This window comes from Rheinheimera texasensis (genome assembly GCF_964031785.1).
Classification (GTDB): Bacteria; Pseudomonadota; Gammaproteobacteria; order Enterobacterales; family Alteromonadaceae; genus Pararheinheimera; species Pararheinheimera texasensis_A.
This window is the reverse complement of the sequence record NZ_CAXIRE010000021.1, coordinates 579514-593268: the sequence shown is the minus strand read 5'-3', so window position 1 is coordinate 593268 and position 13755 is coordinate 579514. Positions and strand designations below refer to the sequence as shown.

Below are 13755 nucleotides of genomic sequence, written 5' to 3'. Positions count from 1 at the left end.
GATTTTTGCATGAAACCGAATGTACGTCGTCAGTCCCGTTCACTGGCAGTCCAAGGGATATATAGCTGGCAGGTCAGCAAAAATCCGATTGGTGATATCGAGCAACAACTGTTGCTGGAACAAAATACCAAACATCTGGATGTTGGATTTTTTCAGGATTTATTGCGCGGTGTCGTGGTCAATCTGAACGTACTGGACGATGCATTAAAGCCGTTTGTTGAACGTCCGTTTGAAGAAATTGATTTGGTTGAAAAAGCCATCCTGCGGGTGTCGGCTTATGAACTGAAGTTCCGTCCAGATGTGCCATACAAAGTGGTGATCAACGAAGCGATTGAACTGGCCAAAGCCTTCGCCGCCGATGACAGTCACAAATTTGTCAACGGCATCCTCGATAAAGCAGTCAGGCTACTGCGACCAAACTGATGGAGAGCCGGCGAAAGTCGGCTTTTTTATGCACGAGTTTGAACTGATAGAACAATGTTTTGCCCGCTCCGGTTATCGCCGCAATGACGTCAGTATTGGCGTCGGCGATGATGGCGCCGTGATCCAGGTCCGCGACGGCTTTGATCTGGTTGTGACCACAGATACCATGGTGCAAGGCGTGCACTTTTTTCCCGATGTGGACCCGCGCTCTCTTGGCCACAAGCTGGTTGCAGTTAATGTCAGCGACTTGGCGGCTATGGGCGCAGAGCCTTGCTGGCTGTCGCTTGGGCTGACGTTACCAGCCGTCAATGATGACTGGCTGAAAGCCTTTGCCGAAGGCTTAAGCGAAACCGCTGATTACTACAATTGCCAGCTCGTGGGTGGTGATACCACGCGGGGCCCGCTGACATTGACCTTGTGCGCAAAAGGCATAGTACCACGGGGCAAAACCCTGAGCCGTGCCGGCGCCAAAGTCGGTGATTATATCTATGTCACCGGTACTTTAGGCGACGCAGCTTTTGGTTTGCAAGTGGAGCAAGGCAAAGCAGAAGTCAGTAAAAAACATCGCGGCCATATTTTGCAGCGTTTTCATTATCCAACAGCCCGGGTGGCGATTGGGCAGGCGCTACGCACTATCGCCAGCAGTTGTATGGATATTTCAGATGGTTTATGTGGTGACTTACCGCATATCCTGAAACGTTCAAACGCCGGTGCTATTGTCGATGTGGCGAAAATCCCGATGTCGCAGGCGCTGAAAGACAGCTGCGACTGGCAACAGGCGTTGCAGTTCGCGTTATCCGGCGGTGAGGATTACGAGTTGCTGTTTACAGTACCTGAGGATAAACGCGGTTCTCTTGAAGTGTTATTGTCGCCTTATGGTGTGCCAGTGACTTGTATCGGCCGCATCACCGGCGCGACCGGTAAACTGGAATTACGTCACCTGGACCAACCCTTTAGTTACCAGCACAGCGGATATCAGCACTTCTGATGAAAAAACAACCTTTTAATCTGCGCCGCTGGCAACACATCCTGGCGACAGGCTTTGGTTCAGGTCTGGCGCCGGTGGCGCCTGGTACTTTTGGTACTGTCGCAGCTTTGCCGCTGGTGTTTGCACTGACGCAGCTGCCGCTGCTGTGGTCTGGCTTGTTGCTGGTTGCGCTGGCGGTGCTTGGTGTGTATGTCAGTGAAATCACCAGCCGCGATTTAGGCGTCGAAGATCATGGTGGCATCGTCATTGACGAAGTGGTCGGTTTTGGCTTGACCATGTGGGCCTTACCTTGGGAGTGGCCCTGGTTGCTGGCAGGTTTTTGTCTGTTTCGGCTGCTGGATATTGTCAAACCCTGGCCGGTACGTTTTTTTGACCAGCATGTCACCGGTGGTCTTGGTGTGATGGCGGACGACATCGTCGCCGGAGTGCTGGCTTGTTGCTTACTGCATGGTGTATCGTTAGCGCTGTAAGCTCCGTCTTCACGGTTCACAGGTTGCTATGTTTCTGAAACGATTCTGTTTTCTTCTGCTTTTTTGCTTGTTCGCCAGCCATTCAGTGCTGGCGGCAGCGCCTGCCGCACAATCCATTTATGATTACGACATCAAGCAATGGACTGCCGTTGACGGCTTGTCCAACAACTCAGTCCGTGCCGTTACTCAGGACCAGCAAGGTTATCTGTGGGTAGGCACGCTGGAAGGACTGAACCGCTTTGACGGCAGCCATTTTGAGAGCTTTAGCAGCATCAATACCCGGCGTCAGCTGATTGGCAACGTGATCACCCGGCTTTATACCGACAGTCAGGGCTATATTTGGGTCGGCACTATGACCGGCTTGTCCGGTCTTAACAGCCGGGAGCTGAAGTTTGATCGCTACAACATTCTCGGTGAAGTGACGGCTATTGCCGAAGTTGGCGAACGCGAAATTTGGGTGGCAGCAGATAACCTGTTTCGGGTACGCGACGGCCAGGTCAGCCGGGTTGAAGAAATTAAAGAGCCGGTCAGTCAAATCGCCGTGTCGGCGGAGCATGTCTGGGTCAGCAGCAGCAAATATCTGTATAAATTGGCGCGAAACGGTCAGCTCGATAAAATCAGTTTGCCGGCCGATTTAGCCCAACATCCGATTTATGATTTGCTCTGGCATGACGGTGTAATGTATCTCGCCAGTGAGCAAGGTTATTATCTGGTTGATAAATCTGGCACTATCCGCGCGGCGCCCTTGCCACTGGAGCGCGGTACGCCGGTGTACCAGTTACATCAGGACAGCCAGAATGGCAGCTGGGTGTCGAGTTACGACAAGCTTTTTTACCGGCATCAGCAACAAGACTGGCAGGTGATTAGCCGCGATGAGCTGGGCAGTGCAACACAATTTAACGACATCTACGAAGACCAGCAGCAAAATGTCTGGCTCGGCAGCTTCGGCGATGGTTTGTATCGGGTCAGTCGCGGCAAAATCAAACGGGTGATAGGTCAGGGGCAGCAGGATGTCATGGTGCGAAGTGTGGTTCGTACCGCCGACGACCAGCTGCTGGTAGCCTCCAGTCAACGCCTTGGGCTGCTTGATAAATCTCAGCGCTATACCGAAATTGCTTTGCACGGTGATGTGCCGCTGAATGTGGTGCAGGACTTCGAAACCGATGGCGACAGCTGGTTGCTGGCGACCGATAACGGCCCCAAACGCTTACGGCTCAGTGACGGTTTGCTGAGCCCGCTGACCGAAGACTTGCGTGGCGTGAAAACCAAAACGGTGAAAAAGCGACAGGCTGGGGGTTTCTGGCTCGGCACTAATGATGGCCTGTTTATTTTCCAGCAAGAGCTGGTGCCTTTTGCACTGAATCACGACCTCGAATCCAGTGTCATTACCTTTGTGCAGGACAATCCGGACAAGTTGTTAATTGGTACAACACGGGGGGCTTATCAGTATCAACAAGACAAATTGCTGCGGATCGGCTTAGGAACACCGTTATACAATGCTTTTGTCACGACGATGCTGCAATTGCCGCAAGGCCCGCTGGTGGTCGGCACTGTGGATGACGGGCTTTTTGTCCGGATGTTTGACGGCAAATGGCTGCAATTTGATACTGCCAGCGGTTTGCCGTTTGAGCCTGTGGTCAGCTTGTATCAGGACACCCTGTCCGGTTATGTCTGGGTCAGCACGCTCAAAGGTATCTTCCGCTTTTTGCCACAGCAACTCACTGATAGCCCGTCGGGTCGTAATCTGTTCGAAGAAGTATTAACGCCTTATGAGCGCCAGCTCGGTACAGCGCCTGGCCGCTGTTGTAATGGCTCAGGCGCCAGCAAAGTGGCTTATTGGCAGGAGCAGCTGTGGTATCCAACGTTAAAAGGCCTGGTGGCGGTACCGGTGAAACTCAAAGCCAGCAGCAGCCAAAGCTACCGGCCCATGGTGCAGCAGGTTCAGGCACAGAAAAGTTATAGCCTGTTGCCAGAGCAGAACCGGCTGGTACTGGAAACGGATGAGCGTAACTTGTCTATCCGCTATACAGCGGTGGACTTTCTTAAGCCGATGGCGCTGGAATTTCGCTACCAGCTAGTCGGTTTTGATCAGGATTGGCACCTGGCCGCCGGCCGGCGCGACGCGATTTACACCAACCTGCCGGCGGGCCGGTATCAGTTCCGCCTGCAGGCGCGCAATCTGAACCAAAGCTGGGAAGTAGCAGGGCAGACGGAGCTGGAGCTGTTGATCCCGCGGCGTTTTGATGAAACCGTGATGTATCGCGGTTTGTGGTTATTGCTGGGTTTGTTTGTGCTCTATAGCATGTTCTGGCTGGCGCGGCGCAATGTCCAACTGCGCGAGGCGGAGTTAACAAAACTGGTAAAACTGCGTACTCAGGAGCTGGAAACCTCGAACATCCGTTTAAATGAATTGAATGAGCAGTTGTCGCAGTTAACGCATAAAGACGCGCTGACCGGCCTGCGTAACCGGCGTTTTCTGTTTGAGCAGCTACCGAAAGATATCGAGCATTATCAGCGCAACCGCGAATCGATGCTGGCGCAAAACAAGTGCATTGCATTGATGCAGCTGGATTTGGATAACTTCAAACTCATCAACGATAAGTTTGGCAACAGCGCCGGCGACAGTATTTTGCAGCAGGTCAGCGGCTTGTTAATTCGCGAAACCCGCGGCTCGGACTACGTGGTGCGTTATGCCGGTGAGGAATTTATGCTGGTGCTGCGGGATATTCCGCTGGATATGGTGCGGGAGTTTGCCTGCCGGCTAAATGAACTGGTTGGCAGCGAGGCCTTTGTGCTGCCGGACGGCCGTGCCGTCGCGGTGCAATGTTCGGTTGGTTATGCCATTTATCCGCTCGAACTGTTAGGCGGGCAACTGATTGGCTGGGAAATTTCGCTACAGCTGGCGGAGCTGGCGCTGTTTCACGTCAAGCACAACGGCCGCAACGGTGTTGCCAGTATTCAGTTCGACCGTCAGGTTGATGCTTTTGAATTTGAAGATTCCGACCACATTGAAGCACAGATTGAGAAGTTGTTAGCTGATGGAGTGGCCTGGTTTGAACTGAACAGCGGCCGCATGCAGGACAACGTCATCCAATAAAGCAAATTCAATAAAGAACACTCAATAAAAACCACTGACAAAAAAGCCCGGTCATCAAATCACCGGGCTTTTTGCTTTAACGCAGGCAATGGCGGCGAATACTTTGCTCGATGCCAGCACTATCGAGCCCCAGTTCGGCATACAGCTGTTCTTGCGTGCCGTGCCGGATAAAATGGTCAGGCAGGCCCAGATTCAGCATCTGTACCGGTAACTGCAGCGCTGCAACCGCTTCGTTGACGCCGGAACCGGCGCCACCGGCGATGGCGTTGTCTTCCAGCGTGACGAAGTATTGATGGTCGTTACTCAGTTGTTGCAACAATCCCAGATCCAGCGGTTTAACAAAACGCATATCCACTAACGTGGCATCCAGGGTTTCGGCAACTTTAGTTGCATGTTGCAGCAACGTCCCAAAGGCCAGGATGGCAATCTTAGCTCCAGTACGTACCACCCGGCCTTTGCCAACGGGCAGGGCGGTCATTTGCTCATCAGGCGCAACGCCGGTGGCAGAGCCACGCGGATAACGCACAGCGGCTGGGCCTTTGTGCTGATAAGCGGTATAGAGCATCTGCCGGCATTCATTTTCATCGGACGGCGCCATAATCAATAAATTCGGCACACAGCGCAGATAACTTAAATCAAAAGCACCCTGATGCGTCGCACCATCGGCGCCGACAATGCCGGCACGGTCGATGGCAAAGGTCACATCCAGATTTTGTAACGCGACATCATGGATCAGCTGGTCATAACCGCGTTGTAAAAAGCTCGAATAAATCGCCACCACCGGCTTTAAGCCTTCGGTGGCAAGACCGGCCGCCAATGTCACTGCGTGTTGCTCAGCGATGGCGACGTCGTAATAACGTTCCGGATAAGTTTTGGAGAACCGTACCAGATCTGAGCCCTCGCGCATCGCCGGAGTGATGGCATGCAGCAGTTTATCCTGTGCCGCCATATCACATAACCAGTTGCCAAAGATGTTGGAAAAACTTGGGCTGGCCGCTTTTTTCGGCTGCATTTGGCTGGCCGGGTCGAATTTACTGACCGCGTGCCAGCCGATAGGGTCTTGTTCGGCCGGGGCGTAGCCTTTGCCTTTTTTCGTCACTATGTGCAACAGCTGTGGGCCTTTCAGCTGGCGCATATTGCGAATGGTATCGACCAGATTCAGCACGTCGTGGCCATCGATAGGGCCGATATAGTTAAAACCCAGCTCTTCAAAGAAAGTGCCCGGTGTCACCATGCCTTTAAAATGCTCTTCAGCGCGGCTGGCCAGTTCATGCAGCGGCGGCACGCCACTTAAAATTTTCTTACCGCCTTCGCGCAGGCTGGTGTAGAAATTACCGGATAAAATGCGGGCGAAATAACGGTTCAGTGCCCCGACGTTTTCCGAAATCGACATTTCGTTGTCGTTTAAAATCACCAGCATATCGGGTCTGACTTCACCGGCGTGGTTCAGGGCTTCAAACGCCATACCGGCCGTAATAGCGCCATCACCTATCACTGCAACCACTTTACGGTTTTTTTGTTCGGCGCGCGCAGCTATTGCCATACCGAGCGCAGCACTGATCGATGTTGAAGAGTGGCCCACTGTCAAAGTGTCGTATTCGCTCTCTTCGCGGCATGGAAATGGATGCAAACCATCGAGTTGGCGGATGGTCGGCATACGTTCGCGCCGGCCGGTCAGAATTTTATGCGGATAAGCCTGATGGCCAACGTCCCAGATCAGCCGGTCAAACGGCGTGTTGTAGACATAATGCAAAGCAACGGTCAGTTCGATGGCACCAAGGCCGGAGGCAAAATGCCCGCTGCTCTGGCTGACACAATGCAGCAAATAATCACGTAATTCGTGGCTCAGACGCGGCAGCTGGTCCTGCGGGATTTGCCGTAAATCAGCAGGCAGATTGGCTTTGGCCAGCAGGGGATAATTGGAAATGTCAGGCGCCATGAAAATAACCTTGCTCAGAATTTGCGTGCAATAACATAACTGGCCAGTTCAGCCAGTTCGGTCGTGTCATAAGGTAAGCTGTGCAGTGCCTGATTGGCTTCTGCTACTAAATCCGCCGCTTTTTGTTTAGCTGCCGTAAGGCCAAGCAGAGCCGGATACGTCACTTTGTTGGCTTCCAGATCAGAACCTTGTGGCTTGCCGAGCGTGGCGGTATCACCTTCGATATCCAGAATATCATCCTGCACCTGAAAGGCCAGACCAATAGCACGGGCGTATTGCAACAAAGCCTGTAAATGCTGCGGATTTTGATCCGGGCTGCACAACCAGCCAAACTGGACGGCACAACAAATCAATGCGCCGGTTTTTAGCTGATGCATTTGTTCCAGCGCGGCTAATGTCATGGTTTTGTTGGTATGAGCCAAATCAATCGCCTGACCGCCGCACATGCCCTGATAGCCGGACTGGCGTGCCAGCTCACGCACCAGCTGCAATTGCCGCTCGACGCTGACAGCCTGATACGGATGTTGGGTTAACAGCTCAAACGCCAGTGTTTGTAAGGCGTCACCCGCCAAAATGGCGGTGGCTTCATCAAAGGCTTTATGACAGGTTGGCTGACCGCGGCGCAGGTCGTCGTCGTCCATCGCCGGTAAATCATCGTGGATGAGCGAATAGGTATGCAGACACTCAATCGCTGCCGCCGGACCATCCAGGTCGACAGTAGCCGCGCCGAGCATCCGGCCGACGCTGTAGACCAGAAAAGGCCGCAATTTTTTGCCGCCGAGCAGCAGGCTGTATTGCATCGCTTGATGAAGTCTGGGATCCGTCAGCGTCATACCGGATAGATGAGCTAACAGCAGCTGGCCGACTCTTTGATGGTCAGCCGCGAGATTGGATAACATCAGGATCAGACTCCGCTGTCGGTCTGGAAGGGAACCAGTTGTTCGCCTTGCGCCTGTTGCACCAGCAGCTGAACTTTCTGCTCAGCGGCCTGCAGTTGTTGTTGACTAAGGCGGGATAACACAACACCACGTTCAAAAAACGCCAGAGCTTGTTCCAGTGACAATTCACCTTGCTCCAGTTGCCGGACTATTTCTGTCAGTTCTCGGATATTGTCCTCAAACTGAGCACTTTCTGCCTGCTTTTTGCTCATAGCGGTCCCCACTGTAATTTGAGCGCAAAGTTACCTCAGGCACCGGCACCGGTCAATCAGAAAGGCCGCTGATAGGGCTATTTTTGCCAGAGATCGGAAAAAAATTTAACATTGTCCGTAGCTTGGTCGATAGATCGCGTTAAGCTAGCATGATTACATCAGTTTTTTCTGATTCGGCAGGAGATAAGAAGTGGATTTAGCAACCGTCATAGGATTACTTGCAACCCTGGGTATGATGGTCTGGGCAATGTACTTAAGTGCATCCGGCAACCTGATGATGTATTACGACTTTATTTCTATCGTTATCGTGTTTGGTGGCAGTATCACCGTGGTGATGATGAAATTCACTATGTCGCAGTTAGCCTCATGTTTCTCTGCCGCAGGCAAAGCTTTTATTTTCAAATCCCAGTCAGCGGAAGAGTTGATCGAACGCTCAGTGCAGCTGGCCGACACCGCACGCAAAGGCGGTTTTCTGGCGTTGGAAGAAGCTGAAATTAGCAATCCATTTATGCAAAAAGGCATCAATATGCTGGTTGACGGCCATGATGCTGATGTCGTGCGCACCACGCTGGAAAAAGATATCGAATTAACTTACGCCCGTCATGAAGTCTATGTTGGCGTCTGGAAACAACTCGGCGATCTCGGCCCCGCGATGGGCATGATCGGCACGTTGGTCGGTCTGGTTGCAATGTTAGCGAATATGTCCGACCCGAAATCAATTGGACCGGCGATGGCCGTTGCGCTGCTGACGACTTTATACGGCGCGCTGCAGGCTAACTGCCTTTGTATGCCAATCGCCGATAAGATGATTGTGCGCAACAATGAAGAGAAAACCAATAATCAGCTGATCCTCGACGCCATCATGGGCATTCAGGATGGCCAGAACCCGAAAGTGATCGAAGGCGTGCTGCGTAATTACATTAAAGAGAAAAAACGCGCTGTGAAAACGGATGAGGCCTGAGGCAGATTATGGCTGACTGTCCGAAGTGCCCACCCCCAGGTTTACCCGCATATATGGGAACCTTTGCCGACCTGATGTCGCTGCTGATGTGCTTCTTTGTGTTGCTGCTGTCGTTTTCAGAAATGGACGTACAGAAGTTTAAGCAAATTGCCGGCTCTATGGCTTTTGCTTTTGGTGTGCAAAATAAAATCGAAGTCAAAGACATTCCCAAAGGCACCAGCGTCATCGCGATGGAGTTTCGCCCGGGTCGGCCTGAGCCGACGCCGATTGACACTATCCAGCAGCAAACGATTGATATGACGCTACAGACCATCGAATTCCAGGCTGGTAAAGAGGATTCATCCGGCGGCGTACAGGAACAGCGCGGTGAACAGACCGGCGGGGCGTCCAATAACACCGACGCGCAATCATCTGCGGCGACCGGCGAAGCTCAAGGGCAAGAGCAGGAACAAACCAACGAGCTGGCGAAAAAAATCGCTGAGCAGATGCAGGAACAAATCCAGGACGGCGCTATTGAACTGGAATCGCTCGGTCAGCAAATCATCATTCGCATCAAGGAAAACGGCTCTTTCCCTTCAGGCTCGACTTTCTTACAGCCGCGTTTTAAACCCATTATTCAGCAAATTGGCGCGATTTTGCGCGATATCCCCGGCGAAGTAACAGTGTCTGGTCATACCGACAACGACCAGGTGTCGGATGAGCTGAACAGCAATAACTGGGAGCTGTCGTCGAAACGCGCGGTGTCGGTGGCGGTTGAACTGTTAAACGGCACTGGTCTGGAGAAAAACCGGCTGGTAGTGGTGGGTCATGCCGACACCCGGCCGCTGGTCGATAATGACACTGAACAAAACCGCAAGCGCAATCGCCGGGTTGAGATCTCAATTGTACAAGGTAAGGCTAAAGAGTCTGCGCCTATTCAGTTGCAACAGCCGCCGGCGCAGCCTGCAGCGGTGAAGCAGCCTTAAATACTGCTGTCGCACTTCCACGATGGGCGCTGTATAATCAGCGCCCGTTTTTTTGTCCGGTGTTCCCATGATTGAATTTATTGTCAAACTGCATCCAGAGATCTCCATCAAGAGCAAATCAGTGCGTAAACGCCAGACGATGTTGCTGGAGCAGAATATTAAAACCATTCTGTTGCGGTTGGACCCTGCGGTTGAAGTGCATAATTTGTATGACCACCTGACAGTGCGACTCGACAAAGACGACGAAAAACTGCGCCAGCAAATGGCCGAGCATCTGCAGTGTATCCCCGGCATAGTGCAGTTTGCTGAAATGCAGTCAGCCAGTTTTGACTCACTGCATCATATTTTTGAACAAGTACTGGCGCTCTATCGCGACGAACTGACCGGCAAAAGTTTTGTCGTGCGGGTGCGGCGCAGTGGCGACCACAGCTTCAGTTCACTGGATGCCGAGCGTTATATCGGCGGTGGCCTGAATCAGCATATTCCAAGTGCCAGAGTGCAACTGAAAAACCCGGACGTCTCGGTTCAGCTGGAGATCCGCCGTGACAATCTCATCATGAAAAAGCGCATTTATCAGGGCATGGGCGGATTTCCGCTGCCAAGCCAGGGCGATGTGTTGTCGTTGATCTCCGGCGGTTTTGACTCGGCAGTCGCCAGTTATCTGATGATCCGCAAAGGTCTGCGCACCCATTTCCTGTTTTTTAATTTAGGCGGCGCGGCGCATGAAACCGGTGTGCGGCAAATGGCGTTTTATATCTGGCAAAAATACAGCCTGTCGCACAAAGTAAAATTTGTCTCGGTGGATTTCGCACCTGTAGTCGATGAGATTTTAAGCCGTATTCCGTCCGGCCTGATGGGCGTGGTGTTAAAACGGATGATGATGCGTGCTGCTGCGGTTGTGGCGGAGAGCCTGAATGTCAAAGCGGTAGTCACCGGTGAAAGTATTGGCCAGGTGGCCAGTCAGACGATTGTGAACCTGAATGTGATTGACCGGGTGACCGATACTCTGATCCTGCGCCCGCTGATATACCAGGATAAACAAGAAATTATCGACATCGCCCGCGCCATCGGTGTGGAGGATATGGCGAAAACCATGCCGGAATACTGTGGTGTGATTTCACGCAATCCGACGATTAATGCGGTACTGACCGATGTATTGGCTGCTGAGCAGCAATTTGATTTCAGTATTCTGGACAAGGTAAGTGTTGAAGCAAAAGTTCTTGATATCCGCACTGTCGAATATCAGGCTGAGCAGCAGTTGACCACAGTCGCGACTGAATCTGTGTTACCGCCGGATGCGATAGTGCTGGATGTACGGGCGCCGGATGAAACGGACCTGCACCCGCTGCAGCTCGACAGCCACCAGGTGCACGAATTGCCGTTTTTCCGTATCGCCAGTCAGTTTGCCGGCCTTGACCAGAGTAAACAGTATTACCTGTATTGTGACCGTGGCGTGATGAGCCGTCTGCAGGCTTTGTTGCTCAAAGAGCAGGGCTATCAGAATGTGGGTGTCTATAAAAAAGCCTGACGGAGTGCCGGCCTGATATCTGATGCTCAGGCTGGTTTCACTTCGCGTAGTTGCCGGTAAAGTTGCTGATGTGCCGGCAGCGTCAGTCCTGCTTCGGCCGCGGCATTCAACAAAAATCCTGTGATAAATTCCAACTCGTCCGGGCGCTGCAGCGCCCGGTCTTGTTGCATCGATGAATAATTGCCGGCGGTATTGGCGGCGACAGCGAGAACTCTTTGGGTGAGGGAATGCGCATCAAACTGCTGGCCTTGCGTGCGAGCAACCTGACAAAACTCAGCCACCAGCTGGTCGATTTGTGTACGGTGCTGCGGTTTGGTCAGTTCGCCATTTTTTACCATCAGCAAAGCGGTCAGCGGATTGATCACGGCATTGATCGCCAGCTTTTGCCACAGTACCGGCAAAATATCACTGACTACCTCCAGCGGGCCTAACGCCGCGTTAATCAGTGTAAAAGGCGCGGGCGTAATTCTGGCAATATCATTGACTGGCCCCAGCACAGTGCCGCCGATGCCGGTGTGTTCAAGCTGGTGTGGTCCGGATTTCAGTGCACCGTGTGTGGTGCTGGCAAACCAGAGCTTTTGCCCGGGTTGTAGTTGTTGCTGTGCCGCCACTAAAGTACCCATGCCATTGTGGCACAAGACGATGTCAGCATCGGCCGTGCACAGAGGCAGCCATTGCTGTAATGCACTTTGCACAGAAAAGGCTTTCACCGGCAACAACAGCAGCGTGATCAGCTGTTGCGGACGCTGGCAATTCAGTAACAGCGGAAAATCTTGTTGCTGCTGACGAAAATTCAGCACCAGATTGTGGTGTTGCTGCCGACGCAGCAGCAAGTGAAAAGGGCACTGATGCAACGCCAGCTGGCTGGCAGCCAGCAGACCGATGGCGCCCTGACCGACAATACCGGTGACAGTGTTTGCTGTGCTCATGCCAGGTCCCGGCGAAACCAGCCGTCAGGGAGACGGCGGATAACTGCGGCCGCCAGAATTACACCGGCCACATCGGCTATCCAGTCGAGCGGGTCACCCATCCGGTTGGTAAAAGTCGCCTGCGCCACTTCAATCAGCGCGCCATACAGCGCAAGCCCGGCCAAAGCCTGCCAGAACGGCCGGCGAAAGGCCTGGTGAAAACTCAGTGTCAGAGTAAAAAACACCAGCAGATGCATCACTTTGTCATTGGGCATCCAGTTTGAAGGGATACCACTGACATCTTTTAAAAAGCCATAAGTTGCAATAGATAACAGCAACAGAAACAAGGAGATCGCTAGAGGTTTTTGCAGAGGGAGCAAGAAAAAACACCTGAAATTGTACCAAGATACTCGGATTATACGGTGCGTGGCGCTATAATCGCCAGCCGTAAAATTTGCATGGTTTGCATAATAAGAGGAGCGCCACATGCCATCATTTGACATTGTTTCTAAAGCGGACGCGCAGGAAGTGCTAAATGCCGTGGATAACGCCAACCGTGAACTGGCGACCCGTTTTGATTTTCGTGGTGTGCAGGCTGAATTCAGCGTTAAAGAGACGACTGTGACCATGAAAGCCGAAGCTGAACCGCAGTTAACCCAGATGAAAGATTTGTTCTTCAACAAAGCCATCAAACGCGGCCTGGATATCCGCTCTTTTGAATCGGGCAAAGTGGAGTTTTCTGGTAAAACCTGCAGCCAGCAATTAACCGTCAAACAAGGCGTGGAAAAAGACCTGGCGAAGAAAATTGTCGCTTTGGTCAAAGACAGCAAGCTCAAAGTGCAGGCGTCTATTCAGGGTGACGAAGTGCGGATCACCGGTAAAAAACGCGACGATTTACAGGAAGCTATCGCTTTATTGCGCGCGACCGACTTAGGCCAGCCTTTGCAGTATCAGAATTTCCGCGATTAATCTGTTCTCGCAAACGCCTGGCACAACTGGTTGCTCAGGCGTTTCTTTCCATCTGAATTCTTCTTTGTACAGACGTCTGGATTTCCAAATTCATTGACTTTCTGTATTGCCCCGTTACACTGAGCGCGCTTTTTCAGGTGCTGCGTTAGTTCGCAGTGAAACGGGAAGCTGGTGTCCGCCACAAGGCCAAATCCAGCGCTGCCCCCGCAACGGTAAATTCTGTGCTGTGTTTTGGTTTTTTCCCACACAGCGCGCCACGCCACCACTGTCTTCGGATGGGAAGGGACATGGCGCTGTCAGTATCGACAACAGGATCAGCCCGGAGACCGGCCTGAAAATTTCATCAACCAACCACAT

The 13755-nt window shown here is 52.5% G+C and carries 13 protein-coding genes and 1 riboswitch; of the genes, 8 read left to right on the top strand and 5 right to left on the bottom strand.

Features of this window, described 5'->3' with window-relative positions; genetic code table 11:
* Positions 1-9 precede the first annotated feature (9 nt).
* The 4 genes from nusB (at position 10) to ABNT34_RS14180 (ending at position 4978) form a co-directional block, all read left to right on the top strand.
* Positions 10-423: a transcription antitermination factor NusB gene (nusB, locus tag ABNT34_RS14195; protein WP_031565515.1), complete on the top strand. Its 414-nt coding sequence runs from the start codon at positions 10-12 to the stop codon at positions 421-423.
* A 28-nt stretch (positions 424-451) separates the two neighbouring features.
* Complete coding sequence (gene thiL / locus ABNT34_RS14190; protein ID WP_348732722.1) at positions 452-1411, top strand: thiamine-phosphate kinase; 960 nt, start codon at positions 452-454, stop codon at positions 1409-1411.
* Positions 1411-1881 carry a phosphatidylglycerophosphatase A gene (locus tag ABNT34_RS14185; protein WP_348732720.1) on the top strand — a complete coding sequence of 157 codons (471 nt, stop codon included), beginning with the start codon at positions 1411-1413 and terminating at the stop codon, positions 1879-1881. The genes thiL and ABNT34_RS14185 overlap by 1 nt, the downstream gene beginning before the upstream one ends.
* 67 nt (positions 1882-1948) lie before the next feature.
* Positions 1949-4978 carry a diguanylate cyclase gene (locus ABNT34_RS14180; protein ID WP_348732718.1) on the top strand — a complete coding sequence of 1010 codons (3030 nt, stop codon included), beginning with the start codon at positions 1949-1951 and terminating at the stop codon, positions 4976-4978.
* Positions 4979-5054: 76 nt separating this feature from the next.
* On the opposite strand, the gene dxs is transcribed toward ABNT34_RS14180, so the two are convergent.
* The 3 genes from dxs to ABNT34_RS14165 are packed head-to-tail and all read right to left on the bottom strand — an operon-like array spanning position 5055 to position 8067.
* Positions 5055-6917 (bottom strand): 1-deoxy-D-xylulose-5-phosphate synthase, encoded by a 1863-nt coding sequence (dxs, locus tag ABNT34_RS14175; RefSeq protein WP_348732716.1) that lies wholly within the window; start codon positions 6915-6917, stop codon positions 5055-5057.
* Between the two features lie 14 nt (positions 6918-6931).
* Positions 6932-7816 (bottom strand): (2E,6E)-farnesyl diphosphate synthase, encoded by an 885-nt coding sequence (gene ispA / locus ABNT34_RS14170; protein WP_348732714.1) that lies wholly within the window; start codon positions 7814-7816, stop codon positions 6932-6934.
* 5 nt (positions 7817-7821) lie between these two features.
* Positions 7822-8067 (bottom strand): exodeoxyribonuclease VII small subunit, encoded by a 246-nt coding sequence (locus tag ABNT34_RS14165; protein ID WP_348732713.1) that lies wholly within the window; start codon positions 8065-8067, stop codon positions 7822-7824.
* 190 nt (positions 8068-8257) lie between these two features.
* On the opposite strand from ABNT34_RS14165, the gene pomA reads away from it, so the two are divergent.
* From pomA to thiI, 3 genes are all read left to right on the top strand, one after another.
* Positions 8258-9028 carry a flagellar motor protein PomA gene (gene pomA, locus ABNT34_RS14160; RefSeq protein ID WP_348732711.1) on the top strand — a complete coding sequence of 257 codons (771 nt, stop codon included), beginning with the start codon at positions 8258-8260 and terminating at the stop codon, positions 9026-9028.
* An 8-nt stretch (positions 9029-9036) separates the two neighbouring features.
* Positions 9037-9993: a flagellar motor protein MotB gene (locus ABNT34_RS14155; protein WP_348732709.1), complete on the top strand. Its 957-nt coding sequence runs from the start codon at positions 9037-9039 to the stop codon at positions 9991-9993.
* A 67-nt stretch (positions 9994-10060) separates the two neighbouring features.
* Positions 10061-11521, top strand: a complete 1461-nt coding sequence (gene thiI, locus ABNT34_RS14150) for a tRNA uracil 4-sulfurtransferase ThiI (protein WP_348732707.1) — start codon at positions 10061-10063, stop codon at positions 11519-11521.
* Between the two features lie 26 nt (positions 11522-11547).
* Here the strand turns inward: thiI and ABNT34_RS14145 are convergent, their stop codons facing one another.
* Complete coding sequence (locus tag ABNT34_RS14145; RefSeq protein WP_348732705.1) at positions 11548-12450, bottom strand: 2-dehydropantoate 2-reductase; 903 nt, start codon at positions 12448-12450, stop codon at positions 11548-11550.
* The gene (locus ABNT34_RS14140; RefSeq protein ID WP_348732703.1) at positions 12447-12809 is read right to left on the bottom strand and encodes a VanZ family protein; all 363 of its coding nucleotides are present in this window, start codon (positions 12807-12809) and stop codon (positions 12447-12449) included. The genes ABNT34_RS14145 and ABNT34_RS14140 overlap by 4 nt, the downstream gene beginning before the upstream one ends.
* Positions 12810-12915: 106 nt before the next feature.
* Here ABNT34_RS14140 and ABNT34_RS14135 point away from each other — a divergent pair, with 106 nt between their 5' ends.
* The gene (locus tag ABNT34_RS14135) at positions 12916-13398 is read left to right on the top strand and encodes a YajQ family cyclic di-GMP-binding protein (RefSeq protein ID WP_348732701.1); all 483 of its coding nucleotides are present in this window, start codon (positions 12916-12918) and stop codon (positions 13396-13398) included.
* Positions 13399-13516: 118 nt separating this feature from the next.
* Positions 13517-13748, top strand: a riboswitch (cobalamin riboswitch).
* Positions 13749-13755: the final 7 nt, after the last annotated feature.

Bases quoted from the DNA above. Each gene is read 5' to 3' on its own strand.
- thiL (WP_348732722.1), top strand. From the start codon at position 452: ATGCACGAGTTTGAACTGATAGAACAATGTTTTGCCCGCTCCGGTTAT.
- dxs (WP_348732716.1), bottom strand. From the start codon at position 6,917: ATGGCGCCTGACATTTCCAATTATCCCCTGCTGGCCAAAGCCAATCTG.
- ABNT34_RS14185 (WP_348732720.1), top strand. From the start codon at position 1,411: ATGAAAAAACAACCTTTTAATCTGCGCCGCTGGCAACACATCCTGGCG.
- ispA (WP_348732714.1), bottom strand. From the start codon at position 7,816: ATGTTATCCAATCTCGCGGCTGACCATCAAAGAGTCGGCCAGCTGCTG.
- ABNT34_RS14165 (WP_348732713.1), bottom strand. From the start codon at position 8,067: ATGAGCAAAAAGCAGGCAGAAAGTGCTCAGTTTGAGGACAATATCCGA.
- ABNT34_RS14155 (WP_348732709.1), top strand. From the start codon at position 9,037: ATGGCTGACTGTCCGAAGTGCCCACCCCCAGGTTTACCCGCATATATG.
- nusB (WP_031565515.1), top strand. From the start codon at position 10: ATGAAACCGAATGTACGTCGTCAGTCCCGTTCACTGGCAGTCCAAGGG.
- ABNT34_RS14135 (WP_348732701.1), top strand. From the start codon at position 12,916: ATGCCATCATTTGACATTGTTTCTAAAGCGGACGCGCAGGAAGTGCTA.
- ABNT34_RS14145 (WP_348732705.1), bottom strand. From the start codon at position 12,450: ATGAGCACAGCAAACACTGTCACCGGTATTGTCGGTCAGGGCGCCATC.
- thiI (WP_348732707.1), top strand. From the start codon at position 10,061: ATGATTGAATTTATTGTCAAACTGCATCCAGAGATCTCCATCAAGAGC.